The organism is Mycobacterium sp. MFM001, assembly GCF_003402475.1.
Taxonomy (GTDB): Bacteria; Actinomycetota; Actinomycetes; order Mycobacteriales; family Mycobacteriaceae; genus Mycobacterium.
The window spans coordinates 87,825-113,530 of sequence record NZ_BFAB01000001.1; the positions used below are offsets into that span (position 1 = coordinate 87,825).

Below are 25,706 nucleotides of genomic sequence, written 5' to 3' on the forward strand. Positions count from 1 at the left end.
AGTGGCCCCGACCACGAGACTGGCGGAACAAGACAGCCTCCTTCCGGCACCACACGTTGATGAAAACCATTTTCGATAACGCCTCGCCGGGACCATACCCCACGCCGACGCCCTCGATTGAACGGGTCTCACTATCAGTCGGTCTGCTGCCGTGTCGGGTTCCCCGGCTGAGCGAGCATCGCCCGGCCGGCTAGCCATCGCAGCGTTGACACGGCACGATCCTTCCACGCATCCGCGGGCACAACAGCCAATTTTCACAGCTGATACGGAGAAAACTGCACCAAATTTCCGCACCTACGGTCATAGAATGTCGTAGTACGTGCTATCTGGGGCGGCTTCGACCACCCGCATCGGAAGAGGTGTGCGATGACTGCGCCGATTTGGATGGCGTTCCCACCGGAAGTGCACTCCACGCTGTTGAGCAGCGGCCCGGGGCCGGGGCCGTTGCTGGCGTCCGCCGCCGCGTGGGACACGCTCAGCACGGAATACGCCTCGGCTGCAGACGAACTCACCGCAGTCCTGGAAGCGGTGCAGGCCGGCGCATGGGAGGGCCCGAGCGCGGAGTCGTATCTTGCCGCCCACGCTCCGTACGTGACCTGGCTGATGCAGGCCGGCGCGGACAGCGCCGCGACGGCCGCCCAGCAGGTGACCGCGGCAACCGCTTACCTGACCGCGCTGGCCACCATGCCGACGCTGGCCGAACTGGCCGCCAACCACGCCACCCACGCCGTGTTGGTGGCGACCAATTTCTTCGGCGTCAACACCATCCCGATCGCCCTGAACGAGGCCGACTACCTGCGGATGTGGGTCCAGGCTGCCACGACCATGACCGCCTATCAGTCTGTTTCGACGGCGGCTGTCGCCACGACCCCACGCAGCACGGCGGCGCCGCAGATCATGAAATCGGACATGAGCAGCGGCTCGGGCATGGGGAACGGCTCGGGCATGGGCGGAGGCATGGGCAATATGCCCGGTATGGGCACCACGCTGCCCACCACCCCCGAGCAGTGGCTACAGGCCATCTTCCCGCCGCAGTTCAATCCGTTTTTGCCGAACTCGTTCCAGATGATGCAGCCGAGTTTGGCGACCTTCCTCCCTCGCGCCGAAGCCATGCTTGCCAACTACGCGGGTAACCCGGTGCAATTCCTTGAGGCGGTGCTGCTGCTCGGCACCCAGTTCGTCGTACACCGCACGATGTATCTGATCTGGCTGATTCTCTACAACCCCGTGGGGTTGATCGGCTTTGTGCTCAGCAATCCGATCTACACCTTGGGGTTGACCGCGCCCATGGCAATGGCACCCATGGGAGCGGCGGGTGGATTCGCCGGGCTGGCCGGACTGGCCGGTGTGACGCCGCCGGCGCCGGTTCCCGTAGCGGCGGCACCTATTCCCGTCGCGACGGTGCCCCCGGTGCCGGCCGTCGGGCCCGCTGCTACTCCGAGCGCTGCGCCGACGCCCCCTGCTGCTCCGGCCGCGACGGCACCCGCACCCGTTACTCCGCCTCCGCCGAGCGCTCCCCCGCCTCCACCGCCGCTGACGGGGCCGGAAGCTACTCTCGGCGCGCAGAACCCGTATCTGGCGGGTCTTCTTGGGTGCGGTGCGCAGTCGAGCGTCCGCGGCAAGACGGCCAAGCCGACGTCCGAGGATGCCGCAACTCCGGCCGCGACGGCGGCATCGGCGGGTAAGGAGGAACAGACGCGTCGGCGCCGGCGTCCGGCACCGAAACGCATCGACCGCGGTTACCGCTACGAATTCCTGGATCCGAACGCAGAAACCGTGGCCTCGGATCAGGGCGCAGGACTGTTGGGTTTTGCCGGTACCGCCCCAAAGACCGCTTCGCAACGGGGATTGGCGACGCTGGACGACGACCGGTTCGGCGGCGGACCGACCATGCCGATGATGCCGGGCAGCTGGGACCCCGAGTGAGTCTCGTCCTCAGCCCTTGACCGCGCTGACCAAAGTGTTGCGGGCAATCATCGGCCCCGCCTCGGTACCCGGCTCCGGGACCGGTCGCCCGACTTTGCGTAGGTAGTCGCCCAGCGGGGTCGGCACCGCGGTCCAGCCGCGTTCATCGAACCACTGGTCGGCCGGTGCGCACTGCTCGTTGTAGACCAGCTGGAAGAACAACCGCTGCTCGCCTCGGGCGTTCGCTGCGCGTTCTTCCTCGACGGCGGCGGCGAACTCGTCGGGCGGCATCGGGGCACCATCCTCCAGGCCCACGTGGCTGCCGGGGGCAGCCAACGCATCGATTCCCGTGTACAACTGATGCTGCGCGTCGGCCGGAAGGTAGATCAGCAGGCCCTCGGCAATCCAGGCCGACGGCTTGGCCGGGTCAAAACCGCTGTCCCGCAATGCCTGTGGCCAGTCTTCACGTAGGTCGACGGCAACCTCGCGACGCTCGGCGCGTGGTTCTGCGCCGTGCTCGGCGAGCACCTCGCGCTTGAACTCCAGCACCTGGGGTTGGTCCAGCTCGAAGATCGTCGTCCCGTCGGGCCACGACAGCCGGTAGGCGCGGGAGTCCAGCCCGGCGGCCAGGATGACCGCCTGACGGACGCCCGCGTCGGCAGCCTGCCGGAAGTAGTTGTCGAAGTACTTGGTGCGGGCGCCTTGGAAGTTGACGAAGTGCTGACCGAAGTCGTCGGTCTTCAGTTGATGGTCGGGCACTTTGCCGTCGAGCACGCCGGCCCAGTCGCCACCCACCGCGCGGCAGAACACCTCGGCGAACGGGTCCACGGCCAGCGGGTCGGGCTTTTGCGCCTCCAATGCTCGGGCGGTCGCCACGAATAACGCAGTCGAGCCGACACTCGTCGTGATGTCCCAGGTGTCACCGTCAGTACGCATACCACCGACACTACTGAGCGCCGACTAGACCAGCGGCCGGCCCTTCTTGATCCGCCGGTCCAGATCCCACAGCAGCACGTTGAACGGGAACTTGCGGACGAACCGCGGCATCAGGTTGTTGCCGAACCGCAGCACGGCCATCAGCCGGTCGAAGCGGCGCTGCTTGACGGCATCCCACTCAAAACGCATCTCGTCGCGGAACCGTTGCGGCAGAAAGCCCGCGGTGATCAGCAGGCCGAAGCTGTCCAGCCAGCGCTGCACCGGCCCGGGCAGCGTCACGCCGGGCATCCGGCCCACGGCGATCGGATAGAGGTACTCGCGCACGGTGTCGTCGATGTGCACCTTGTCCAGCGACTCCTGCCAGTACCGGTCGAAGGCGGCGCGATCGGCCGGCCACATCTCCGGCGGCACCTGCAGTGTGGTGCCCAGCGCCATCCCCTCGCGATAGTGGCGCTCGGCCTCTTCGTCGTCCATCTCGCCGACGAAGATGCGGTAGATGTCGACCCCGCCCTTGTATAGGCAGGCACCGACCCAGAGCTGCAACTCCGGGTCGAAAGCGTTGTAGGACACCGGGCTTTCGTCCGTCGAGTACACCTGCGCGTGCGCACGGTTCACCGCCCGGCGAAACGCGGCCTTCTGTTCGTCGGTGCCGGCGCTGGCCACCGCCAGGTAGGTGAACGTGGTGCGCGCCCGCTTGATCGGATGCAGGTCGACCCGGCCGCTTTCCACCCGGCTCTCCACCACTCCGTAGCCGACGCCGGGGCGAGCCAATTGCATGATCACGTTGGCCGGGCCGGCCAGCAGCGCCACGCCCATCAGGCCGTCGTCCATCCCCGCCGTCCGCAGCCGACGCCCGCGCCGTTTCAACCGCGGGTCGGGCGGGTCGCTGACCGCACGCTCGACCTGCCCGATGGGTTCACTGATCGTCATCGCCACACCTGCCCGCTAATTGTGAGAACGCTTGTTTCCTGATATTGCCGTCCGGGCGACTTCGATGTCAAGATGGTGGCCATGGCCCTGGAGACGACGAGCGCGCGGCCCTACCGGGGCATCGACCCCGCCGAGCGGCTGGCCGCGCGCCGCAGTCGCCTACTGGCCGCCGGCCTGGATTTGCTGGGCGCCGATCAGCAGGATCCGGCCGAGCTGACCGTGCGGGGCGTGTGCCGTCGCGCAGGGGTGGCCGCCCGCTACTTCTACGAGAGTTTCGCCAACAAAGACGAGTTCGTCGGTGCGGTGTTCGACTGGGTGATCGCCGACCTGGCCGCCACCACCCAGGCTGCGGTGGCCGCGGCACCACCCGAGGAGCAGACCCGCGCCGGGATAGCCAACATCGTGCGCACCATCGACGGGGACCCGCGGGTGGGGCGTTTGCTGTTCAGCTCGCAGCCGGCCAACGCGGTGCTGGTGCGCAAGCGCGAAGAGTCCAGCGCGCTGTTCGCGATGCTGTCCGGCCAGCACGCCGGCGCCGCGCTGAGGATGCAGCGCAACGACCGGATCACCGCCACCGCGCATTTCGTGGTCGGCGGTGTCGGGCAAACACTGAGCGCCTGGCTGGCCGGCGAGGTGCGGCTGGATTCCGGGCAGCTCGTCGATCACCTGGCGTCGCTGCTCGACGAGCTGGCCGACCCGGCGCTGTACCGCGATTAGACGGGCACCCGGCGGTCGGCCGCCGTCTTCGGTACCGCCTTGGCGTCGCTACCGCTGAATTCCTTTGTCCAGCAGGCGAACTCGAGGGTGATGCCGTCCGGGTCCTGGAAGTAGAAGGATCGCACGTACACGCCGGGGTGCAGCGTCGCCGAGACCTGCATCTCGCTCTCGTCGTGGTTGAGCACCGGACCGACCCGCACACCCTTTTCTTTGAGCCGCTTTCGGTAGTCGTCGAACTTCTCGGCGGGGACGTGGAAGGCCAGATGGTTCATCGTGCTGACCGCGCTGGTGATCTCCCCGATCCCGGGGATGGCGGCCGGCGACGACACACCCGGCACCCGGTCGGGCGCGTCGGCGAACCAGAAGAACGCGACGCAGTCGCCGTTGCCTGCGTCGAAGAAGAAGTGCTGCCCCTGACCGCCGGGCAGGTCCAGCGATTTGATCAGCGGCATGCCGAGGACGTTGCTGTAGAAGTCGACGGTGCGGGCCATGTCCGAACACACCAGCGCGACATGGTTGATTCCGCCGAGTTCGAATTCGCTGTTGGGGTTGTGCGGCTTGATCATCTGCCGGGCTCCCGTCGGTCGGCACGCGTATCGCTGATCCGTGCACGAAGATCTGGATCTGAATCTAACATCAGATTCAGCTCTCTTCCAGGGGTCGCACGCGTCGCAGCGAGAGGAGGCGCCGCCGGTGTACACCGTGTCCGAGCAGCCCGGCCAGCGCGCCGAATTGCCCACACATCGCGGCCGCCGAACCCAGGCCGCGATCGACGCCGCTGCCCGGGCCGTCATCGCCCGCAAAGGGATACTGGCCGCCACCATCGCCGACATCGCGACCGAAGCTGGCCGATCGACGGCCTCGTTCTACAACTACTACGACTCCAAAGAGGCGATGATCCGCGAATGGGCTCTGCGGTTCCGCGACGAGGCCAATCAGCGCGCGAAAACTGTTGTCCAGCATGGACTTTCCAACCAGGCGCGGGCGCACGAAGTCGCGGCCGCACACTGGCACACCTATCGCAACCGGCTCGCGGAGATGATCAGCGTGTCACAGCTGGCGATGGTCAGCGACGACTTCGCCCAGTACTGGGCCGAGATCTGCGCAGTCCCGGTCTCTTTCATCACCGAAACGGTGCGACGTGCACAGACCGACGGGTACTGCGCCGACGACGACCCGCAGCTGATCGCGGTGGCGATCGTGGCGATGTTCAACCAGTTCTGCTACCTCCAGCTCAGCGGCGCTCGTGCGTATGTGGCCGGTGATCCAGACGACGAGGCTTGCATCAACACGCTGGCCAACATCTTCTACCGCGCCATCTACTACAAGGAGGTCCCGTGAGATGGCCACCCCTGGAGTGATTCGCGAGTTCATCGGACTGCCCTCGCCCACCGCGCGTCGGGCCGGCGCGGGCGGGAACCCCTGTCAGGGGCTGTATCACCGCGGCGTGGGTCGCAAGCCGAAGGTGGCAATGATCGCCACGCACTACCAGATCGACTTCTCCGAACACTATCTCGCGGACTATATGGCCACCCGCGGCATCGGGTTCCTTGGCTGGAACACGAGATTCCGCGGTTTCGAGAGCAGTTTTCTGCTCGACCACGCTCTGGTGGACATTGGGGTCGGTGTGCGCTGGCTGCGTGAGGTTCAGGGCGTGGAAACCATTGTGCTGCTGGGTAACTCGGGCGGCGGCTCGCTGATGGCGGCCTACCAGTCACAGGCGGTCGAGCCGAATGTCAGCCCGCTACCCGGCATGCGGCCCGCCAGCGGGCTGACCGAGCTGCTGCCGGCCGACGGCTACGTCGCCAGCGCCGCCCACCCCGGTCGTCCCGACGTGCTGACCGCATGGATGGACGCCGCCGTCATCGAGGAGAACGACCCCGTCGCCACCGATCCGGATCTGGACCTGTTCAACGAACACAACGGTCCGCCGTTCTCGAAGGAGTTCGTGGCGCGCTACCGCGCGGCCCAGGTCGCCCGCAACCACGCCATCACCGATTGGGCCGAAAAAGAGCTGAAACGGGTACGGGCCGCGGGGTTTTCGGATCGGCCGTTCACCGTGATGCGGACCTGGGCCGATCCGCGGATGGTCGACCCCACCATCGAGCCCACGAGACGCCAGCCCAACATGTGCTACGCGGGCATTCCGGCCAAGGCGAACCGGTCCGCACATGGCATCGCGGCGGCCTGCACGTTGCACAACTGGCTGGGCATGTGGAGCCTGCGGACCGCCCAGACCCGCGCCGAACCGCATCTGGCGCGCATCACCTGCCCGGCACTGGTCATCAACGCCGACGCCGACACCGGGGTCTTCCCGTCGGATGCCCAGCGGATCTACGACGCACTGGCCAGCACCGACAAGTCGATGTGCACGATCGACACCGACCACTACTTCACCACCCCCGGAGCGCGCAGCGAGCAGGCTGACACGATTGCCAAGTGGATTGCCAAAAGGTGGCGCTGAGAGTCCTCGCCCACTTCGTTCCGGGGGCTCAGGTGCTGGATTTTGTTGCGCCCGAAGCTGACTGGCTTGATATTCGGTGGTGTGCCGGCGACGACGACTTCTACCGCGAGCTGCCGCACGCCGAGGTGATCTGGCATGTGCTGCGCCCGCTTTCGGGGGCCGACCTGCGCCTCGCGCCGAAGCTGCGGCTGGTGCACAAACTCGGCGCCGGGGTCAACACCATCGACGTGGCGGCCGCGACCGAGCAGGGCATCGCGGTGGCGAACATGCCGGGTGCCAATGCGCCATCGGTGGCCGAGGGCACGGTGCTGCTGATGCTGGCCGCACTGCGCCGGTTGCCGGTGCTCGACCGGCTCACCCGCGAGGGCCGCGGCTGGCCGTCGGATCCGCAACTGGGCGAGACGGTGCGCGACATCGGCGGCTGCACCGTCGGATTGGTCGGTTACGGCAACATCGCCAAGCAGGTGGCGGGCATTGTCGCTGCGATGGGCGCGACGGTACTGCACACCAGCACCGGCGACGACGGATTGCCGGGCTGGCGCACGCTGCCCGACCTGCTCGCCGCCAGCGACATCGTCTCGCTGCACCTGCCGTTGACGGCCTCGACGCACCACCTGCTCCGCCGCGACGAGCTGGCCGCGATGAGGCCCGGCGCGGTGCTGGTCAACACCTCACGCGGTGAGATCGTCGACGAGGCGGCCCTGGTGGAGGCGCTGGACAGCGGACGGTTGGGCGCCGCGGGGCTCGACGTTTTCGCCGTCGAGCCGGTGGCACCGGGCAACCCGCTGCTGAGCCTGGACAACGTCGTGCTTACACCACACGTCAGCTGGTACACCGTCGACACGATGCGGCGCTACCTCATCGAGGCCGTCGCCAACTGCCGCCGGCTGCGGGACGGGCAGCAGCTGGCCAATGTAGTCAATCAACCGACCGGTTATTAGATTGAGGGGGACGAGGCCACCTAGGGAAGGCGACCAATGCCGATCGCGATTACTCCTGAGCATCAAGACTTGGCCGATTCGGTGCGGTCCCTGGTGGCGCGGGTAGCGCCGTCGGAGGTTTTGCACGCCGCGCTGGAATCACCGATCGACAATCCCCCGCCGTACTGGCAGGCCGCGGCCGAACAAGGCCTGCAGGGTGTGCATCTCGCGGAATCCGTTGGCGGACAAGGGTTTGGCATCCTCGAATTGGCGGTGGTGCTCGCCGAATTCGGCTACGGCGCGGTACCTGGCCCGTTCGTGCCGTCGGCGATCGCCAGCGCGCTGATCTCCGCGCACGACCCGGACACCAAGGTGCTGGGCGATTTGGCGTCAGGCGCGACCATCGCCGCCTACGCGCTGGGTCCCGGCCTGACCGCCACCCGCCACGGCGACGGGTTGGTGATCCGCGGCGAGGTCAGGGCGGTGCCCGCGGCGGCGCAGGCGTCGGTGCTGGTGTTACCGGTGGCCATCGACAGCGGCGAGGAATGGGTCGTGCTGCGCGCCGACCAACTCGAGATCGAACCGGTCAAGAGCGTCGACCCGCTGCGCCCGATCGCCCATGTGCGCGCCAACGCGGTCGAGGTCGGCGACGACGCGGTACTGAGCAACCTGTCGATGACCACCGCGCACGCGCTGATGTCCACGCTGCTGTCCGCCGAGGCCGTCGGCGTCGCGCGGTGGGCCACCGACACCGCCTCGGAATACGCCAAGATCCGCGAACAGTTCGGCAGGCCGATCGGCCAGTTCCAGGCCGTCAAGCACAAGTGCGCCGAAATGGTCGCCGACACCGAGCGGGCCACCGCGGCGGTGTGGGACGCCGCCCGCGCTCTCGATGAGGCAAGCCCTGCAGTCGAATTCGCGGCCGCGGTGGCGGCGACACTGGCCCCGGCAGCCGCTGTCCGCTGTACGCAGGATTGCATCCAGGTGCACGGCGGGATCGGGTTCACCTGGGAGCACGACACCAACGTCTATTACCGACGCGCACTGATCTTGGCCGCGTCTTTCGGCCGTCGCACCGACTACCCGCAGCGGGTGGTCGACACCGCGACCAGCACCGGGATGCGCAAACTCAACATCGACTTGGATCCGGACACCGAGAAGCTGCGGGAAGAAATCCGCGCGGAAGTCGCTGCGCTCAAGGCTATTCCACGCGAGCAACGCAATACGGCGATCGCGGAGGGCGGCTGGGTGCTGCCCTACCTGCCGAAGCCGTGGGGACGTGCCGCTGGCCCGGTCGAGCAGATCATCATCGACCAGGAGTTCGCGGCCGGGCGGGTCAAACGTCCGCAAATGGGCATCGCGACGTGGCTGATCCCCTCGGTCGTGGCATTCGGCACCGAGGAGCAGAAGCAGCGGTTCCTGCCGCCGACCTTCCGCGGCGAAATGATCTGGTGCCAACTGTTTTCCGAGCCGGGTGCCGGCTCCGACCTGGCCAGCCTCACCACAAAAGCGACCAGAACCGAAGGCGGCTGGCGCATCACGGGACAGAAGATCTGGACCACCGCCGCGCAGTTCTCGCAGTGGGGCATGCTGCTCGCCCGCACGGACCCAAGCGCCCCGAAACACAATGGCATCACCTACTTCCTGCTGGACATGAACAGCGACGGCGTGGAGGTCAAGCCGCTGCGCGAACTCACCGGTGGCGCAATGTTCAACACCGTGTTCATCGATGACGTGTTCGTTCCCGACGAGTTGGTGCTCGGCGAGGTGAACCGGGGCTGGGAAGTCAGCCGCACCACGCTGACCGCGGAACGGGTTTCGATCGGCAGCAGCGAGGCACCGTTCCTGGCCAACCTCGACGGCTTCGTCGAGTTCATCCGCGACGGGCAGTTCGACCAGGTCGCGCAGAACCGCGCCGGGCAGTTGATCGCGGAGGGGCATGCCGCCAAGGTGCTCAACATGCGCTCGACGCTGCTGACGCTGGCCGGCGGTGACGCAATGCCGTCGGCGGCAATCTCCAAACTGCTGTCGATGCGCACCGGCCAGGGCTACGCCGAATTCGCGGTGTCGACGTTCGGCACCGACGCCGCGATCGGCGACCCAGAGCAGCTGCCCGGCAAGTGGGCGGAGTATCTGTTGGCCAGCCGCGCCACCACGATCTACGGCGGCACGTCGGAGGTACAGCTCAACATCATCGCCGAGCGGCTGCTGGGCCTGCCGCGTGACCCGTAAACGGCTTGCGTTGCGTTGAGATTGCTGTCAGGGTCGTGATCCGGCGAAAACCACAGCCCTGAACGCAATCTCAACGAATCGGAGACAGCCATGAGCGACGGCGAGCGCGAGATCCTCGAGTCATTCCTCGATAACTACCGAGGCATCGTGGTGCGCAAGGTGTCCGGGCTATCCGACGCCGACGCCCGTCGTCACCTCGTTGCGTCGCCGACGACGGTGGGCGGGCTGGTCAAGCACCTGCGCTGGGCGGAGTACGGCTGGTTCGATCAGCTGCTGCAAGAGCGGGTCGACGACAATCGCCGCCTGCACGAGCGGTCCTGGGAATTCGAGTTCCTCCCCGAGGAATCACTGGACACGCTGATAGCGGAATACCAAGCGCAGTGCGAAGATTCGCGGCGCATCGCAGCCGAATATCCGCTTGAACACACCGTGCCGCACCGGCACCTTGGCCGTGTCTCGCTGCGCTGGATTTACCTGCACATGATCGAAGAGACCGCGCGCCACACCGGACAACTGGACATCCTGCGCGAACAACTCGACGGCGCAACAGGATTCGACGGCTAGCCGTTGTCGGCTTTCTGCTCTTTCTCGGATTTGCCGCCATCGCCATCGCCATCGCCGTCGACGTCCATCTCGCGCAGCTCCCGCTTGAGGATCTTGCCGGTGGGGTTGCGCGGCAGCTCGTCGAGGAAGATCACTTCGCGCGGCACCTTGTACTTGGCCAACTGATCCTTCACGTACTTCTTGACGGTGTCCTCGTCGATGTCGGCGCCTTCCTTCTTGACGACGAACGCGCGCAGCCGGTGGCCCCACTCCTTGTCCTCGACGCCAATCGCCGTGGCCTCCACCACATCCGGGTGCCCGCTGATGCAATCCTCGACTTCGGCGGGGAACACGTTCTCGCCGCCGGACACGATCATCTCGTCGTCGCGGCCGCTGATGTAGAGCAGGCCGTTCTCGTCGAAATAGCCGACGTCGCCTGACGACAACATTCCGTCGATGATCTGCTTGCCCCCGCCGCCGGTGTAGCCCTCGAACGGAAAGCTGGTGCCGACGAAGATCCGGCCCACCTCTCCTTGCGGCAGCTCTTTGCCGTTCTCGTCGAAGATCTTGACTCGCACTCCTTTGACCACCGGCCCGGCCGTCGACGAGTTGTATTGCAAGTGCTTGGGTTCCGCGATCGTGGCGAACGCGATCTCGGTGGAGCCGTACATGTTGTAGACAACCGGCCCGAAATCCTTGAGCGCCCGTTCGGCCACATCGGCGTTCAGCGCGGAGCCGGACACGAAGATGATTCGCAAGCTCGACATATCCGGCTTCTTGTCCATCTTTTCGACCGCATCGAGCATCCGCGCCAACATCACCGGCACGACAACGATCGCCGTCACTTTGTGCTTCTCGATGTCTTCGAGCACCTGCGGTGGCTTGAACTTGCGGTGCAGTACCAGCGTCGAGCCCAGGAACGCCCCGATGGTGGCGTGCAGGAAGCCCAGCGCGTGGAACATCGGCGCCGGCAGCGCCGTCACCTCGCCGGCCTTGAACGGAACATGCGACAGGATGCCGCCGATCGGCGCCAGGGTCGGCGGGGTGCTGCGGTTGGCGCCCTTCGGGGTGCCGGTGGTACCGCTGGTCAAAATGATGATCGACGAGTGCTTGCTCGCCTTGGGCGCGGGCTCCCCGCTGCTGCGTTCGATCAGATCGGCGAGCGTCTCGTCCGTGCTGCCCGAATCCTTGTCTGCGTCGGGGTTGGTGCCCAGCGCCCGCAGCTTGCCCAGCGGCGGGTCGGCCTTGCTGACGTCTTCGGTGTACTCGTCGTCGTAGATGATCAGTTTGGCGTCTTCGCGCTCCGACACCTCCTTGATCTGCGGGCCAGAGAACGAGCTGTTCAGCAAGATGATGCGGGCACCGACCCGGGCGCACCCGTACTCCGCGATGGCGAACCACCGGCTGTTGCGCGCCAGGATCGCGACACCGTCGCCGCCTTTGACGCCCTTGTCCAGCAGACCGTGGGCGACCGCGTTGGCGGCGTCGTCGAGCTCCTTCCAGGTGAACTCGCCGTCGTCGTCGATGATCGCCACCTTGTCCGGAGTGCGCCGCGCGTGCAGCGCCGGTAACATCCCGATCTCGCCCCACTTGCGGATGTCGTTGACCATCGCCGCCACGTTCTGCGGGGGCTCGATCGGGAACCCGCCCGCTTCGAAGATCTTGCGGACGTAATGCAGTTCGGCCAGGCCACGCGACGCATACTGCTGAGCTTTGGCCACGGCCCCGAACGGGTCTAACAGGTTAGGCATGCCCCCACCATATGTGAGCCACGTCGCACTTTGACGTGGAAAATTACGATGAACTCCATGGTCGGTCCGGTGACGCTCGAGCTGGGCGGCCGCGACGTTGAGGTCACCCATCCGGACAAGGTGATGTTCCCGGACCTCGGTTACACCAAACTGGACCTGATCCGCTACTACCTGGCCGTCGCCGACGGCGCCCTACGAGGCGTCGCGGGGCGGCCGATGATCCTGAAGCGGTTCGTCAAGGGCCTCGATCAGGAGGCGATCTTCCAGAAGCGCGCTCCGGCCAAGCGCCCGGACTGGGTCGACGTCGCCGAGCTGCGCTATGCGTCGGGCACCTCGGCCGCCGAAGCCGTCATCCACGACGCCGCCGGGCTGGCCTGGGCGATCAACCTGGGTTGCATCGACCTCAACCCGCATCCGGTGCTCGCCGAGGATCTCGACCACCCCGACGAGTTGCGGGTCGACCTGGACCCGATGCCTGGCGTGGGGTGGCCACAGATCGTCGACGTCGCCGCCGTCGCCCGCGAGGTGCTCGAGGATTACGGGCTGACGCCGTGGCCCAAGACGTCCGGGTCACGCGGCTTCCATATCTACGCGCGCATCGCGCCGCAGTGGACGTTTCGCCAGGTGCGTCTGGCCGCCCAGACCGTGGCCCGCGAGGTCGAGCGGCGCGCGCCCGAGCTGGCCACCGCCCGGTGGTGGAAGGAGGAGCGCCAGGGTGTGTTCGTCGACTTCAACCAGAACGCCAAGGACCGCACGGTCGCCTCGGCGTATTCGGTGCGGGCGACGCCGGACGCGCGGGTGTCCACACCGCTGCACTGGGACGAGGTCGCCGACTGCGACCCGGCGGCGTTCACGATGGCCACCGTGCCGGATCGGTTCGCCGACATCGGCGATCCGTGGGCCGAAATAGACTCGGCGACAGGCGGATTGGAGCAGCTACTGATACTCGCCGAAGAACTCGGCCCCGCCGAGAAAGCACCGAAGGGCGCGCGCAAACGAGCCGGGGCGGGTCGCCGCCAGTCCCCGATGCCGCTCATCGAGATCGCCCGCACCAAGACCAAGGACGAGGCGATGGCCGCCCTGGACACCTGGCGCGACCGCTACCCCGCTGCCGCCGACCGGCTGCAGCCGGCCGATGTGCTGGTCGACGGCATGCGGGGGCCAAGTTCCATCTGGTACCGGATCCGGATCAACCTGCAGCACGTGCCCGAAGACCAGCGGCCGCCGCAGGAGGAGCTGATCGCCGACTACAGCCCGTGGCCAACGCGTTAAACGCCCGCCGCGGCGCTGCATAAGAGAGAATCGCTGCATGCACGCGACTGGCCGGATTCTGGGTCGGCGCGAATTCCTGGGCGTGGCCGGCGCGGCCGGGCTGCTGGCAGTCGCGGCCTGCTCGTCGCGCAAGCCGGCCGGGCGCAACGCCGAAGGCGGTGGCCCCGTGACGGTCACGCACGTGTTCGGTGAGACAACCATTCCCGAACCGCCCAAGCGGGTGGTCAGCGCCGGCTACACCGGGCAGGACGATCTGCTCGCGGTCGGCGTCGTACCGATCGCGGTGACCAACTGGTTCGGCGACCAGCCGTTCGCGGTGTGGCCCTGGGCTCAGCCGAAACTCGGCGACGCCAAACCCGTTGTGCTGAACCTGGATAACGGCATCGCGGTCGATCAGATCGCCAAACTGAAGCCCGACCTGATCGTGGCCACAAACGCCGGCGTCGACGCCGACACCTACCAAAAACTCGCCGCGGTCGCGCCGACGATCGCGCAGTCCGACGGCGAGGCGTTCTTCGAGCCGTGGAAACAACAGGCAACCGCCATCGGCCAGGCGGTCTTCCAAGCCGACCAGATGAAGTCGCTCATAGACGGCGTCGACCAGAAGTTCAGCGCGCTGGCGGGGCAGAACCCGCACTTCAAGGACAAGAAGGTGCTGCTGCTGCAGGGCCGGCTCTCCCAGGACCAGGCGGTGGCGACGACGGGCTGGCGCACCGAGTTTTTGACTCAGATGGGCCTGGTGGTCAGCGACGCCGTCACGCCGTTCGCCGTCGATCCGCAGCGCGCGTTCATTCCCCGCGACAAGCTCCAGGGCGTGCTCGCCGCGGCCGACGTGCTCATCTGGACCACCGACGGAGAGGACGATCAGCGGGCGCTGCTGGCCGTCGCCGAAGTAGCGGCCCGCCAAAGTCAGAGCATCTTCACCACCAAGGACCAAGCCGGCGCACTCGCCTTCGCGTCGCCGCTGAGCTACCCGCTTGTGGCCGACCAACTGCCGCCGCTGATCACGAAAGCCCTTGGCGTCTAAGCATTTGCTAAGGCGGCTCTGGCAGTGCTCGAAAATTTCTGGCCGCCGCGCAAACCCGGAGTTACCGTCGAGTAATGAGCGTGGCAATGGATCTGACGGTGGCCAACACCGTCCTCGACTACGGCGATCGGGCGCTGCTGCTGGAGTTCGACAGCGCCGTCGAGGTGCTGGCGGCCACTGCTGCGTTGCGTGAGGCCGCACTGCCCGGCGTCGTCGACATCGTGCCGGCTTCCCGCACCGTGCTGGTGAAGCTCGCCGCCCCCCGCTACCAGGGGGTCGTTCGCCATCGCCTGCGCGGGCTGCCGGTGGACACCGACGCCGTCGAGACCGCACCGCCGGACGGAAACATCGACGTGGTGATCGATGTCGTGTACGACGGTGCCGACCTCGCCGAGGTGGCCGAGCACACCGGGCTGAGCACCGCGCAAGTCGTCAACGCCCACACCTCCACGCCGTGGCGGGTCGGATTCGCTGGTTTCGCACCGGGTTTCGCGTACCTCGTGGGCGGCGACGAGCGGCTCGTGGTGCCGCGGCGCTCCGAGCCGCGGCCGTCTGTACCTGCCGGCGCAGTAGGCCTGGCCGGCGAGTTCAGCGGCATCTATCCGCGTCGGTCCCCCGGCGGATGGCAGCTGATCGGCCACACCGACGCCGTGTTGTGGGATATCGACCGGCCCAATCCGGCGCTGCTGACGCCGGGTATGTGGGTCCAGTTCCGAGCGGCATAGGAGATACCGGTGACAACTTTGGAAATCCTGCGCACCGGGCCGCTGGCTCTGGTTCAGGACCTTGGCCGCGTCGGCCTCGCGCACCTGGGCGTCACCCGGTCCGGGGCCGCCGACCGCCGCTCGCACACCCTGGCCAACCGCCTCGTGGCCAACCCCGACGACCGCGCCACCATCGAGGTGACCTTCGGCGGTCTGTCGGCCCGGGTCCGCGGCGGCGACGTCGACATCGCGGTCACCGGAGCCGACACCGACCCGACCGTCAACGGAATTGCGTTCGGCAACAACAGCATTCACCATGTCCGTGACGGCGATGTGATCTCGCTGGGCACGCCGTACTCAGGCCTGCGCAGTTATTTGAGCGTGCGCGGCGGCATCGACGTGACACCGGTGCTCGGCTCGCGCAGCTACGACGTGATGTCGGCCATCGGGCCGCTGCCGCTGCAGGCCGGCGACGTACTGCCGGTCGGCGAGCACACCGACGAGTATCCCGAAGTCGACCAGGCGCCGGTCGCCGGGATCGCCGAGCACTTGGTGGAGCTGATGGTGGTGCCCGGCCCGCGCGACGACTGGCTGGACAATCCCGACGCGCTGGTGCACACGATCTGGATGGCCTCCGACCGCAGCGACCGGGTCGGGATGCGGTTGGAGGGACGGCCGCTGCAATACCGCTGGCCGGACCGTCAACTGCCCAGCGAAGGAGCCACCCGCGGCGCAATCCAGGTGCCGCCCAACGGTTTACCTGTCATCCTGGGACCGGACCATCCGGTGACCGGCGGCTACCCGGTGGTCGGCGTCGTCGCCGACGACGACATCGACAAGCTGGCCCAAGTGCGGCCCGGCCAGTATGTCCGGCTGCATTGGTCGCAGTCCAGGTCGCCGCTGGCGGCGGTTTCCGGCTCAGTGACGGCGAGCCCCTCGGGCTGGTAGACCCGTAGGTGTGCACACCCAGGTCCACACCGCCCGCCTGGTTCACACCGCCGATCTCGACGGCGAGACCCGGCAGCGCGCCCACCACATGGTCAGCGCGGCGTTCGCCGGTGAATTCAGCGACACCGACTGGGATCACGCGCTGGGCGGGATGCACGCCCTCATTTGGCATCACGGCGCGATCATCGCCCACGGCGCCGTAGTACAGCGGCGGCTCATCTACCGCGGCACGTCGTTGCGGTGCGGCTACATCGAAGCGGTAGCGGTGGCCGAAGAGTGGCGCGGCCAGGGACTGGCGATCGCGATCCTCGACGCGTGCGAGCAGGTGATCCGGGGCGGCTACCCGCTGGGCGCATTGAGTTCCTCGGACCGGGGGCGACGGCTCTACACCGTGCGGGGGTGGCTGCCGTGGGCCGGACCGCTTTCGGTGCTGGCGCCCAGCGGACCGACACGTACGCCCGACGACGACGGTTCGGTGTTCGTGTTCCCGGTCGGCATCAGCCTGGATACCTCCGCGGAGCTGATGTGCGATTGGCGCGACGGCGACGTCTGGTAGTCGTGACGCAGGCCACGCGCGGGCATATGAATCACACCGCGTCACATAGCCGGTGATCGGAAGTTCACACCGGGGTCACGCCGGAGAGCGTTTGGGCAACAAAGGATTCATAGCGTGGCGGCATGCCACGTTCGCACCTGATACACGACTGGGATCCCGAGGACATTGTGGCCTGGGAGGCCGGTAACAAGAACATCGCCCGCCGCAACCTGATCTGGTCGACGATCGCGGAGCACCTCGGCTTCTCGATCTGGTCCATCTGGTCGGTGCTGGTGCTGTTCATGCCGCAGGCCGTGTACGGCTTCTCGGCCGGCGACAAGTTCCTGCTGGCCGCCACCGCGACTCTGACCGGCGCCTTTCTGCGTATTCCCTACACCCTGGCGACGGCGACATTCGGCGGCCGGAACTGGACGATGTTCTCCGCCTTCGTGTTGCTGATCCCGACGACCGGCACCATCTGGCTGCTGGCTCACCCCGGTCTCCCGTTATGGCCGTATCTGGTGTGCGCGGCACTGACCGGGCTGGGCGGCGGGAATTTCGCCGCATCCATGACCAACGTCAACGCGTTTTACCCGCAGCGGCTCAAGGGCTGGGCGCTTGCGGTCAACGCCGGCGGCGGCAACCTCGGTGTGCCGGTGATCCAGCTGATCGGGCTGCTGGTCCTCGCTACCGCCGGCAACCGGCAACCGTACTGGGTATGCGCTTGTTACCTGGTCCTCCTGGCTCTCACCGGCGTGGGCGCCGCGCTGTTCATGGACAACCTCGACCACCACAAGATCGACGTCACCGCCATGCGGTCCATCCTGTCCATGCGCGACACCTGGGCCGTCGCACTGCTCTACATCGGCACCTTCGGCTCGTTCATCGGCTTCTCGTTCGCATTCGGCCAGATCATGCAGATCAATTTCGCCGCCAGCGGTCAGGGTGCCGCGCAGGCCTCCTTGCACGCCGCCCAGTTCGCGTTCCTCGGGCCGCTGCTGGGATCGCTGTCCCGGGTGTTCGGCGGCCGGCTCGCCGATCGGGTCGGCGGTGGCCGTATCACGTTGGCCGCCTTCACCGGAATGATTCTGGCCGCCGGCGTGCTGATCGCGGTCAGCACGTTGGACGAGAACAGCCGCGGACCCGCGACGGGCGCCACGATGGTCGGCTACGTCGTCGGCTTCGTCGCCCTGTTCGTGTTGTCGGGCATAGGAAATGGCTCGGTGTACAAGATGATCCCGTCGATCTTCGAGGCGCACAGCCGCTCACTGCAGGCCACCGAAATCGAACGCCAGCATTGGTCACGGGCCATGTCAGGGGCGTTGATCGGGTTGGCCGGTGCGATCGGCGCTCTGGGCGGTGTCGGCATCAATCTGGCGCTGCGCCAGTCGTATCTGAGCAACGGCTCGGCGACGGCGGCGTTCTGGATCTTCGTCTCGTTCTACGTCGGGGCGTCGATCCTTACCTGGGCGCGCTACGTCCGCCGGCCGGTGTGGGCACCTGCTACGGCGTCCGATATGGCGTCGCCGGCCGCCGCCTTTGCTCAAACGTGATCAACTGAAATACGTTGCGGCCGGCGTGCACTGCGCTGGTATCCACAAAGCGGGCCCGAAGGATACTGTGGTGCAACGACATTGCGCAACTCAACTATTTGCCAGCGTTCTTTCAGCTAACTGGGACAGAACTTTCAGCCCCTAGCGCCGGATCTGGCTTGACCCGGTTCGGGTCCTGATGTGAGATTGCCGCGTACAACGTTGCATGCCCCGATAAAGGGCGCTTGCCGCAAGCCGGAGATGTCGTGTGGCGGCGAACTCCGGCACCAGGGGTGTCGTGCACGCACCGGTTCGGTCGTGCCGGCACCCCTGTTAATGCAAAGGCGCACTTGGGATCCGAAAGGTTAAGACCGCATGGCTCGCTCGCATCACATCGCCGACTGGAATCCCGAGGACACTGTGGCCTGGGAAGCCGGCAACAAGGCCATCGCGCGTCGCAACCTGATCTGCACGGTGGCCGGCGATCACGTCGCGTTCTCGATCTGGTCGTTGTGGTCGGTGATGGTGCTGTTCATGCCGCAAGAGGTCTATGGCTTCTCACCTGGTGACAAATTCCTGCTGGCAGCGGTCGCGACCTTCGTCGGTGGCTGTGTGCGTATCCCGTACACGATGGGCATTGCGAAGTTCGGCGGCCGAAACTGGACTACCTTTTCCGCACTGGTGTTGTTGATACCCACCGTCGGGACCATCCTGCTGCTGGCGAACCCCGGACTGCCCTTGTGGCCGTACGTGCTGTGTGCGGCCGCCACCGGATTGGGTGGCGGCAATTACTCTGCCTCGCTGGCCAATGTGAACGCGTTTTACCCGCAGCGGCTCAAGGGCTGGGCGCTGGCGGTCAACGCAGGTGGCGGCAACCTCGGTGTGGCTGTCGTGCAGGCGGTCGGGCTACTGGTGCTCTCGATCGCCGGCAACCGGCAGCCCTATTGGGTGTGCGCGTTCTACCTGGTGTTGCTGGCGATCGTCGGTATCGCGGCGGCGCTGTTCATGGACAACCTCGATCACAGCATCGAGGTGGGCCACATCGGTTCGATTCTGCGCGAGCCCCACACCTGGGTGATATCGCTTCTCTATATCGGCACATTCGGCTCGTTCATCGGGTTCTCCTTCGCCTTCGGCCGCGTGCTCTACATCAACTTTCTGACCACCGGCCAAACCGCTGCCCAAGCATCACTGCATGTCGCGCAGATCGCGTTCCTGGGACCGCTCTTGGGTTCGTTGTCCCGCATCTACGGCGGCAGGATGGCTGACCGCATCGGCGGTGGCCGCATCACGCTGGCAGTATTTGGCGGCATGATCCTGGCGTCCGGGCTGCTGGTCGCCATCAGCATTTACGACGAGCACACCGGTTACGCAACGAGCACCGCTGCGCTGGTCGGGTACATCGTCGGCTTTATCGCCCTGTTCATCCTGTCCGGCATCGGCAACGGATCCGTATTCAAGATGATCCCGTCGATTTTCGAAGCCCGCAGCCGGGCTTTGGATGTCGGCGAGGCCGAACGCCGCCACTGGGCGCGGGACATGTCGGGCGCCCTGATCGGGTTCGCCGGCGCGGTGGGCGCGTTCGGCGGCGTGGCGATCAATCTTGCACTGCGCCAGTCGTATGCGAGCACCGGCGAGGAAACGGCTGCGTTCTGGGTCTTCCTGGCGTTCTACGTCGTGGCGTCGTTGCTGACGTGGGCCATGTATGTGCGCACGCCCGTTTCGGCGCCGCGGGTGCCGAGTGGAGAGATCGAACCGGCGCACGTCCGCGTGTGAGCGACGCCGCCCGGCTGTGACGACCGGGCAACTCGGCGGAAATTACCAGGTAACGCAGCGGCAATCTGCCGGGCTTACACACTTCATATGGTTCAACCAGACTCGCCACCCCTTGCCGGCTATCGGGTGGCGGTCACTTCCGCGCACCGCGCCGACGAGCTGTGTGCGCTGCTCCGCCGGCACGGAGCCACAGTCTGTAGTGCCCCGGCCATCACCAAAGTCGCCCTGCCCGACGACGACGAACTGCACCGCCACACCGAGGCGCTGATCGCCCGTCCGCCAGACATTTTGGTAGTGACAACCGGTATCGGATTCCGTGGCTGGGTCGCCGCCGCCGACGGGTGGGGGTTGGTGAGCCAGTTGATCGCCGCACTGGACAAGGCGCGGATCGTGTCGCGCGGACCCAAGGCGACTGGGGCGTTGCGCGCCAACAAATTGCTCGAGGAGTGGAGCCCGGAGTCCGAATCATCCCGCGAGGTACTGCATTACCTGCTTGAGTCCGGCGTGCACGGACGGCGCATCGCGTTGCAACTGCACGGCGCCAGCCAGGACTGGGATCCGTTCCCGGAATTCGCCGACGAGTTGCGCGCCGCAGGCGCCGAGGTGGTGCCGATCCGGGTCTACCGATGGAAGTCGGCACCGAGTCGCGAATTCGACCAACTGGTCACTCAGATAGCCCAGCGCCAAGTGGACGCCGTCAGCTTCACCTCCGCACCCGCGGTGGCAGCGACGCTGCAGCGTGGCCGCGAGTTGGGCATCGGCGACCAGTTGCTCGCCGCGCTGCGCAGCGAAGTGCGCGCCATGTGCGTCGGGCCGGTGACGGCGCAACCGCTGGTGCGGCTGGGCATTCCGACCTCGTCGCCGCAGCGGATGCGGTTGGGCGCGCTGGCCCGTCATATCGCCGACGAGCTGCCAATGCTGCGCTCCCGCACGGTGCAGGCCGCCGGGCATCTCATCGAGATCCGCGGCTCGTGCGTGGTGGTTGACGGCACCGTCAAGGCACTGTCACCGGCCGGAATGGCGACGCTGCGGATATTGGCCCAACGTCCGGGTGTGGTGGTGGCCCGTAGCGAGCTGTTGCGGGCCCTTCCCGGCAACGGCAGCGACACACATGCGGTCGATACCGCGGTGCTGCGACTGCGAACTGCCTTGGGCGACAAGAGCATTGTGGCAACCGTGGTCAAGCGCGGTTACCGGTTGGCGGTCGACGAAGAGTCGGGCGTGGCATGAGCCTGGTCCTGGTGGTCCACGGCACCCGCAGACCGGAGGGGATCGCCATGATCGGCGACCTCGTCGAGCAGGTCGGCGCGGTGCTGAAGCAGCGCGTGCACGTGGGATTCGTCGACGTGCTGGGTCCCACGCCCAGCGAAATACTGTCCGACCCGGCGGTCGCGGCCGAGCCGGCGATCGTCGTACCGGCGTTCCTGTCCCGCGGGTACCACGTTCGCACCGACCTGCCCTCGCACGTCGCCACCAGCTGTCATCCCGACGTCATTGTCACGCCGGCGCTGGGTCCCAGCCCGCAACTCGCGCGGATCGTCTTCCACCAAATGCGCGAATCCGGTTGGCGCCCCGGTGATTCAGTGGTTCTCGCGGCCGCGGGTACATCGGACAAGGCAGCGCGTACCGATCTGCGTACCACCGCGATGCTGCTGGCCACGCTCACCGGATCGCCGGTGGAGTTGGCGTTCGCCGCCACCGGTGAACCCAGTGTGGCCGAGGCTGTCGCGCAGGCGCGCAGCCGATCGGCTCGCCGAGTTGTAGTGGCCTCGTACCTACTTGCCGAGGGCTTGTTCCAGGAGCGGTTGCGGGATTCCGGCGCCGACGTCGTCAGCCGGCCGCTGGGCACTGACCCTGCTCTGGTGCGGTTGATCGCCGGCCGTTTTCAGGCCGCCCGCGCCTGCGCGCCGGTGTCACCGTAGCGGCACACCTGCACGATCCCGTCGATCACCCGGGTCGGGTAGACCGGCACCGCCACCGCGGGGTCGTCGAGGCAGCGGCCGTCGTCGAATGCGAAGGCCTGCTTGGCGATTGGTGATTGAACGACGGGCCGACCGCCGCGGTCGCCCACGATGCCGCGGGACATCACCGCAGCACCGGAGAACGGGTCGATGTTTCCCAGCGCATGCAGCGATCCGTCGTCGAGGCGGAACAGCGCCGCCTGCGAGCCGTCGTCGAGCAGCACGCCGACACCGCGGCCGGGGATGAGGTAGTCGTAGGCGCACGCCGCGGTCCAGGTCTTGGTCATGTCATCTACCAGTGTCATGAGATCTCCTTGGTGTCGTGCACTTTCACGCCGGCATCGTCGGCATACCGATGGAAACGGGGGCGGGCCGCTTACGCCCGTTGTATTCGGTGAAGGTCACTGTCGAGTCGACTGCGTCCGGGGCGTTGACGAAGGAGACGAACCGCGACAATTTGTCCGGATCCTCCAGGACGCCTTTCCATTCGCACTTGTAGTTCGCCACGTGCCGCGCCATTGCGGCTTCGAACTCCTCGGCGAGGCCCAATGAGTCTTCGCAGACCACCTCGCGCACGTGATCCAAACCGCCCTCGAGTGATTCGATCCACGGCGCGGTGCGCTGCAACCGGTCGGCGGTGCGGATGTAGAACATCAGGAACCGGTCGACGTAGCGGACCAGCGTTTCCTCGTCGAGATCGCCGGCCAGCAGCTGGGCATGCTTGGGCGTCATCCCGCCGTTGCCGCCGACGTAGAGGTTCCAGCCTTTCTCGGTCGCGATCACGCCGACGTCTTTGGCGCGCGCCTCGGCACATTCCCGCGCGCAGCCCGACACGCCCATCTTGATCTTGTGCGGTGCCCGCAGCCCGCGGTAGCGCAATTCCAGGTCGATGGCCAGCTGCACCGAATCCTGTTGTCCGTAGCGGCACCAGTCGCTGCCCACGCAGCTCTTGACCGTGCGCAACGCCTTTCCGTAGGCGTGCCCGGATTCCATGCCGGCGTCGACCAGCCGCTTCCAGATGGCCGGCAATTGGTCGACCCGTGCGCCGAACAGGTCGATGCGCTGGCCGCCGGTGATCTTGGTGTACAGCCCGAAGTCCTGGGCGATCTGGCCGATCAGGATCAGGTGCTCGGGTTTGATGTCGCCGCCGGGAACTCGGGGCACCACCGAGTAGCTGCCGTTGCGCTGGATGTTGGCCAGGAAGTGGTCGTTGGAGTCCTGCAGCGCGGCCTGCTCACCGTCGAGGATGTGGTCGGAGCCGGTGGACGCCAGGATGGAGGCGACGACGGGTTTGCAGATGTCGCAACCCATTCCGGTACCGAAGCGCTCCAACAGCCCCGAGAAGGTGCGGATCGACGTGGCGCTGATGATCTCGAAAAGCTCGGCGCGGGACTGGCTGAAGTGCTCACACAGCGCCTTGGACTGCTCGACGCCCTCGGCCTCCAGCAGCTGCTTGAGCAGCGGAACGCAGGAACCGCACGACGTACCCGCCCCGGTGCAGGACTTCAGGCCCGGCACATCGGTGCAGCCACCCGCAATGGCGTCGCACAGCTCGGCCTTGGTGACGTTGTTACACGAACAGATCTGCGCCGAGCCCGGTAGCGCGCCCACACCCAAAGCCGCTGCGCCGCCTTCGGATTGGGCCGGCGAGATCAGCGCCAGCGGATCGCCGGGCAGTTCCTCGCCGACCATCGGCCGCAGCACGCCGTACGCGGAAGCGTCGCCGACCAGGATGCCGCCGAGCAGCGTCTTGGCGTCGTCGGAAAGCACCAGCTTGGCGTAGGTCTGGTTCACCGCGTCGTTGACGACTACCTCGAGGCAATTCTCCGTCGTGCCCATCGCATCGCCGAAACTGGCCACGTCGACGCCGAGCAGCTTGAGCTTGGTCGACATGTCGGGCTCGGGGAATTCGGCCGCACCGTCAAGCAGTCGGTCGGCGACCACCTCGGCGGAGGTGTATCCGGGACCGACCAGGCCGTAGCAGCGGCCCTCGATAGCGGCCACCTCACCGATCGCATAGACGTTGTAATCGCTTGTCCGACAGGATAAGTCGGTGAGAACACCGCCGCGCTCGGCGATCGCCAGCCGTGCCGCGGAGGCCAGCTCGTCACGTGGCCGGACGCCGGCGGCAAAGATCACCACACCGGCGTCGACGACCTCGCAGTCCGACAGGTGCACGCGCAGCGATCGCCAGCCGTCCAAATGCTCGAAGGATTCGATCCAGTCGGTTTTCACGTCGAGATGCACCGAGATCCCGAGCTCGGCGATCATCCGCCCCAGCAGCGCCCCGCCCGCCTCGTCGAGCTGCTGGACCATCAGCCGCGGCGCCAACTCGACGATGTGGGTCTGCAACCCGAATCCGCGCAACGCGTTCGCGGCCTCCAACCCCAACAGGCCACCGCCGACCACCACAGCGGTCTTGGTGTGGCCGGCGTCGAGCGTGCGCTGGGCGTCGGCGCGAATGGCGTCGAGGTCGTCGAGGGTGCGGTAGACGTGGCAACCGGGCAGGTCGTGGCCCGGAACCGGGGGGACAAACGCGTACGACCCAGTCGCCAGCACCAGCTTGTCGTATCCGAACTCTTCACCGCTGCTGGTGACCACTTTCCGGGCGGCCCGGTCGATGTCGACGACGCGGGAGTTCAGCAGCAGCCTGACGCGCTCGTCGCCGGCGTAGTCGTTGCCGGGCAGGGCAAGTTGCCGGCGTTCCCAGTGCTCGGTGTAGGCGGTCAGGCCCACTCGGTCGTAGGCTGCGTCGGATTCCTCGGCCAGCACGGTGATTCGCCACATGCCGTCGGCGTCGCGGGCACGCAGCGCCTCGACGAAACGGTGGCCGACCATGCCATGCCCGACCACGACGACATCGCGAATATGGCCGTCGTCACAGCGATTTCGGGCTGAAGCCATGGCCCGAGGCTATGGAAGCGATGTTGCCGATATGTTTCGCCAACTTGGCCGCAAGCTGTGAGACTGTTTCGCAAATCTCTCCATTTTTGGTGGGACCCGTTCGCCGCCAGCGAACGCGCAGGTGGAACTTAAGCGTAGGCGACTCATGTTTACCTCAGTGACAGGCCGGCACGGTGTCGGCCGGATCACGACGAGGAGGACTCATGAGCAACGTCACACTGTGGTCGCGACCCGCTTGGGACACCGAGCGCCGGATGCGCGAATTCTTCGGTCCCGCAGCCGCGTCCGACTGGTTCAAGCCGCTCAACGGTTTTAGCCCCGCCGCCGAAATCGTCAAGGACGGCGACGACGCGGTGGTCCGCGTCGAGCTGCCCGGAGTGGACGTCGAGAAGGACGTCAACGTCGAGCTCGACCAGGGCCGCCTGGTGATCCACGGCGAGCGCCGCGACGAGCACGCCGAGGACAAGGATGGCCGCACTCTGCGTGAGGTCCGCTACGGCTCGTTCCGCCGGTCGTTCCAGTTGCCGGCGCACATCACGAGCGAGGCGGTATCGGCCTCCTACGACGCGGGCGTGCTGACCGTCCGGGTAGCGGGTGCTTACGCCGGTACGCAGGCCAAGCGCATCGCGATCACCAAGTAGCCAACAGA

General features: G+C 66.7%; 23 protein-coding genes. 17 read left to right on the top strand and 6 right to left on the bottom strand.

The features are described from left to right. The first annotated feature begins 366 nt into the window (after window positions 1-366). Window positions 367-1,926, top strand: a complete 1,560-nt coding sequence (locus MFM001_RS00430; RefSeq protein WP_116372483.1) for a PPE family protein — start codon at window positions 367-369, stop codon at window positions 1,924-1,926. Between the two features lie 9 nt (window positions 1,927-1,935). Here MFM001_RS00430 and MFM001_RS00435 read toward each other — a convergent pair whose 3' ends face one another. Beyond that, a complete protein-coding gene (locus MFM001_RS00435; protein WP_116372485.1) occupies window positions 1,936-2,841 on the bottom strand; it encodes a class I SAM-dependent methyltransferase in 906 nt (301 codons plus the stop codon). Between the two features lie 24 nt (window positions 2,842-2,865). Then, window positions 2,866-3,771: an oxygenase MpaB family protein gene (locus MFM001_RS00440; protein ID WP_116372487.1), complete on the bottom strand. Its 906-nt coding sequence runs from the start codon at window positions 3,769-3,771 to the stop codon at window positions 2,866-2,868. A 72-nt stretch (window positions 3,772-3,843) separates the two neighbouring features. On the opposite strand from MFM001_RS00440, the gene MFM001_RS00445 reads away from it, so the two are divergent. Further along, the gene (locus MFM001_RS00445) at window positions 3,844-4,488 is read left to right on the top strand and encodes a TetR/AcrR family transcriptional regulator (RefSeq protein ID WP_116372489.1); all 645 of its coding nucleotides are present in this window, start codon (window positions 3,844-3,846) and stop codon (window positions 4,486-4,488) included. Here MFM001_RS00445 and MFM001_RS00450 read toward each other — a convergent pair. Continuing rightward, on the bottom strand, window positions 4,485-5,054 hold the full coding sequence (locus tag MFM001_RS00450) for a VOC family protein (protein WP_116372491.1): 570 nt from the start codon (window positions 5,052-5,054) through the stop codon (window positions 4,485-4,487). The two genes, MFM001_RS00445 and MFM001_RS00450, sit on opposite strands and share 4 nt — an antisense overlap. Window positions 5,055-5,190: 136 nt before the next feature. On the opposite strand from MFM001_RS00450, the gene MFM001_RS00455 reads away from it, so the two are divergent. The 5 genes from MFM001_RS00455 to MFM001_RS00475 all read left to right on the top strand — a co-directional run bounded on the left by MFM001_RS00455 (window position 5,191) and on the right by MFM001_RS00475 (window position 10,668). Beyond that, entirely contained in the window at window positions 5,191-5,829 is a 639-nt protein-coding gene (locus MFM001_RS00455) for a TetR/AcrR family transcriptional regulator (RefSeq protein WP_238158874.1), read from the top strand. A gap of 1 nt (window position 5,830) precedes the next feature. Continuing rightward, the gene (locus MFM001_RS00460) at window positions 5,831-6,952 is read left to right on the top strand and encodes an alpha/beta hydrolase (RefSeq protein WP_116372495.1); all 1,122 of its coding nucleotides are present in this window, start codon (window positions 5,831-5,833) and stop codon (window positions 6,950-6,952) included. Continuing rightward, on the top strand, window positions 6,949-7,893 hold the full coding sequence (locus MFM001_RS00465; protein WP_116373504.1) for a 2-hydroxyacid dehydrogenase: 945 nt from the start codon (window positions 6,949-6,951) through the stop codon (window positions 7,891-7,893). The genes MFM001_RS00460 and MFM001_RS00465 overlap by 4 nt, the downstream gene beginning before the upstream one ends. 36 nt (window positions 7,894-7,929) lie before the next feature. Then, window positions 7,930-10,104, top strand: a complete 2,175-nt coding sequence (locus tag MFM001_RS00470) for an acyl-CoA dehydrogenase (protein ID WP_116372497.1) — start codon at window positions 7,930-7,932, stop codon at window positions 10,102-10,104. A gap of 90 nt (window positions 10,105-10,194) precedes the next feature. After that, window positions 10,195-10,668 (top strand): DinB family protein, encoded by a 474-nt coding sequence (locus MFM001_RS00475; RefSeq protein WP_116372499.1) that lies wholly within the window; start codon window positions 10,195-10,197, stop codon window positions 10,666-10,668. Here MFM001_RS00475 and fadD2 read toward each other — a convergent pair. After that, window positions 10,665-12,398, bottom strand: a complete 1,734-nt coding sequence (fadD2, locus tag MFM001_RS00480) for a long-chain-fatty-acid--CoA ligase FadD2 (protein WP_116372501.1) — start codon at window positions 12,396-12,398, stop codon at window positions 10,665-10,667. The genes MFM001_RS00475 and fadD2 overlap by 4 nt on opposite strands. Window positions 12,399-12,446: 48 nt before the next feature. Here fadD2 and ligD point away from each other — a divergent pair, with 48 nt between their 5' ends. The 9 genes from ligD to MFM001_RS00525 all read left to right on the top strand — a co-directional run bounded on the left by ligD (window position 12,447) and on the right by MFM001_RS00525 (window position 22,114). Continuing rightward, the gene (gene ligD / locus MFM001_RS00485) at window positions 12,447-13,670 is read left to right on the top strand and encodes a non-homologous end-joining DNA ligase (RefSeq protein WP_116372504.1); all 1,224 of its coding nucleotides are present in this window, start codon (window positions 12,447-12,449) and stop codon (window positions 13,668-13,670) included. Window positions 13,671-13,707: 37 nt separating this feature from the next. Then, window positions 13,708-14,697 carry an ABC transporter substrate-binding protein gene (locus MFM001_RS00490; protein WP_116372506.1) on the top strand — a complete coding sequence of 330 codons (990 nt, stop codon included), beginning with the start codon at window positions 13,708-13,710 and terminating at the stop codon, window positions 14,695-14,697. A 74-nt stretch (window positions 14,698-14,771) separates the two neighbouring features. Next, on the top strand, window positions 14,772-15,422 hold the full coding sequence (locus MFM001_RS00495) for an allophanate hydrolase subunit 1 (RefSeq protein ID WP_116372508.1): 651 nt from the start codon (window positions 14,772-14,774) through the stop codon (window positions 15,420-15,422). A 9-nt stretch (window positions 15,423-15,431) separates the two neighbouring features. Then, window positions 15,432-16,349 carry a 5-oxoprolinase/urea amidolyase family protein gene (locus tag MFM001_RS00500; protein ID WP_116372510.1) on the top strand — a complete coding sequence of 306 codons (918 nt, stop codon included), beginning with the start codon at window positions 15,432-15,434 and terminating at the stop codon, window positions 16,347-16,349. A gap of 10 nt (window positions 16,350-16,359) precedes the next feature. Beyond that, window positions 16,360-16,905: a GNAT family N-acetyltransferase gene (locus MFM001_RS00505; RefSeq protein WP_116372512.1), complete on the top strand. Its 546-nt coding sequence runs from the start codon at window positions 16,360-16,362 to the stop codon at window positions 16,903-16,905. A 122-nt stretch (window positions 16,906-17,027) separates the two neighbouring features. Beyond that, window positions 17,028-18,437, top strand: coding sequence for a NarK/NasA family nitrate transporter (locus MFM001_RS00510; protein ID WP_116372514.1), 1,410 nt, complete (start codon window positions 17,028-17,030; stop codon window positions 18,435-18,437). 354 nt (window positions 18,438-18,791) lie between these two features. Beyond that, window positions 18,792-20,192, top strand: coding sequence for an MFS transporter (locus MFM001_RS00515; RefSeq protein ID WP_116372516.1), 1,401 nt, complete (start codon window positions 18,792-18,794; stop codon window positions 20,190-20,192). 87 nt (window positions 20,193-20,279) lie between these two features. Beyond that, window positions 20,280-21,422 (top strand): uroporphyrinogen-III synthase, encoded by a 1,143-nt coding sequence (locus tag MFM001_RS00520; RefSeq protein WP_116372518.1) that lies wholly within the window; start codon window positions 20,280-20,282, stop codon window positions 21,420-21,422. Further along, window positions 21,419-22,114, top strand: a complete 696-nt coding sequence (locus MFM001_RS00525) for a sirohydrochlorin chelatase (RefSeq protein ID WP_116372520.1) — start codon at window positions 21,419-21,421, stop codon at window positions 22,112-22,114. The genes MFM001_RS00520 and MFM001_RS00525 overlap by 4 nt, the downstream gene beginning before the upstream one ends. Here MFM001_RS00525 and nirD read toward each other — a convergent pair. Both nirD and nirB read right to left on the bottom strand, forming a co-directional pair. Further along, window positions 22,078-22,458, bottom strand: a complete 381-nt coding sequence (nirD, locus tag MFM001_RS00530; RefSeq protein ID WP_116372522.1) for a nitrite reductase small subunit NirD — start codon at window positions 22,456-22,458, stop codon at window positions 22,078-22,080. The genes MFM001_RS00525 and nirD overlap by 37 nt on opposite strands. A gap of 25 nt (window positions 22,459-22,483) precedes the next feature. Beyond that, window positions 22,484-25,057, bottom strand: a complete 2,574-nt coding sequence (nirB, locus tag MFM001_RS00535; RefSeq protein WP_116372524.1) for a nitrite reductase large subunit NirB — start codon at window positions 25,055-25,057, stop codon at window positions 22,484-22,486. A gap of 203 nt (window positions 25,058-25,260) precedes the next feature. Between nirB and MFM001_RS00540 the strand changes: the two genes are divergently transcribed. Continuing rightward, window positions 25,261-25,698, top strand: a complete 438-nt coding sequence (locus MFM001_RS00540; protein ID WP_116372526.1) for an Hsp20/alpha crystallin family protein — start codon at window positions 25,261-25,263, stop codon at window positions 25,696-25,698. Window positions 25,699-25,706: the final 8 nt, after the last annotated feature.

Coding starts and splice junctions, on each gene's coding strand:
- MFM001_RS00540 (WP_116372526.1), top strand. CDS start 25,261: ATGAGCAACGTCACACTGTGGTCGCGACCCGCTTGGGACACCGAGCGC.
- MFM001_RS00525 (WP_116372520.1), top strand. CDS start 21,419: ATGAGCCTGGTCCTGGTGGTCCACGGCACCCGCAGACCGGAGGGGATC.
- MFM001_RS00470 (WP_116372497.1), top strand. CDS start 7,930: ATGCCGATCGCGATTACTCCTGAGCATCAAGACTTGGCCGATTCGGTG.
- MFM001_RS00475 (WP_116372499.1), top strand. CDS start 10,195: ATGAGCGACGGCGAGCGCGAGATCCTCGAGTCATTCCTCGATAACTAC.
- MFM001_RS00430 (WP_116372483.1), top strand. CDS start 367: ATGACTGCGCCGATTTGGATGGCGTTCCCACCGGAAGTGCACTCCACG.
- MFM001_RS00520 (WP_116372518.1), top strand. CDS start 20,280: ATGGTTCAACCAGACTCGCCACCCCTTGCCGGCTATCGGGTGGCGGTC.
- nirD (WP_116372522.1), bottom strand. CDS start 22,458: ATGACACTGGTAGATGACATGACCAAGACCTGGACCGCGGCGTGCGCC.
- MFM001_RS00515 (WP_116372516.1), top strand. CDS start 18,792: ATGGCTCGCTCGCATCACATCGCCGACTGGAATCCCGAGGACACTGTG.
- MFM001_RS00435 (WP_116372485.1), bottom strand. CDS start 2,841: ATGCGTACTGACGGTGACACCTGGGACATCACGACGAGTGTCGGCTCG.
- fadD2 (WP_116372501.1), bottom strand. CDS start 12,398: ATGCCTAACCTGTTAGACCCGTTCGGGGCCGTGGCCAAAGCTCAGCAG.
- MFM001_RS00510 (WP_116372514.1), top strand. CDS start 17,028: ATGCCACGTTCGCACCTGATACACGACTGGGATCCCGAGGACATTGTG.
- MFM001_RS00490 (WP_116372506.1), top strand. CDS start 13,708: ATGCACGCGACTGGCCGGATTCTGGGTCGGCGCGAATTCCTGGGCGTG.
- ligD (WP_116372504.1), top strand. CDS start 12,447: ATGAACTCCATGGTCGGTCCGGTGACGCTCGAGCTGGGCGGCCGCGAC.
- MFM001_RS00460 (WP_116372495.1), top strand. CDS start 5,831: ATGGCCACCCCTGGAGTGATTCGCGAGTTCATCGGACTGCCCTCGCCC.
- MFM001_RS00440 (WP_116372487.1), bottom strand. CDS start 3,771: ATGACGATCAGTGAACCCATCGGGCAGGTCGAGCGTGCGGTCAGCGAC.
- MFM001_RS00445 (WP_116372489.1), top strand. CDS start 3,844: ATGGTGGCCATGGCCCTGGAGACGACGAGCGCGCGGCCCTACCGGGGC.
- nirB (WP_116372524.1), bottom strand. CDS start 25,057: ATGGCTTCAGCCCGAAATCGCTGTGACGACGGCCATATTCGCGATGTC.
- MFM001_RS00495 (WP_116372508.1), top strand. CDS start 14,772: ATGAGCGTGGCAATGGATCTGACGGTGGCCAACACCGTCCTCGACTAC.
- MFM001_RS00450 (WP_116372491.1), bottom strand. CDS start 5,054: ATGATCAAGCCGCACAACCCCAACAGCGAATTCGAACTCGGCGGAATC.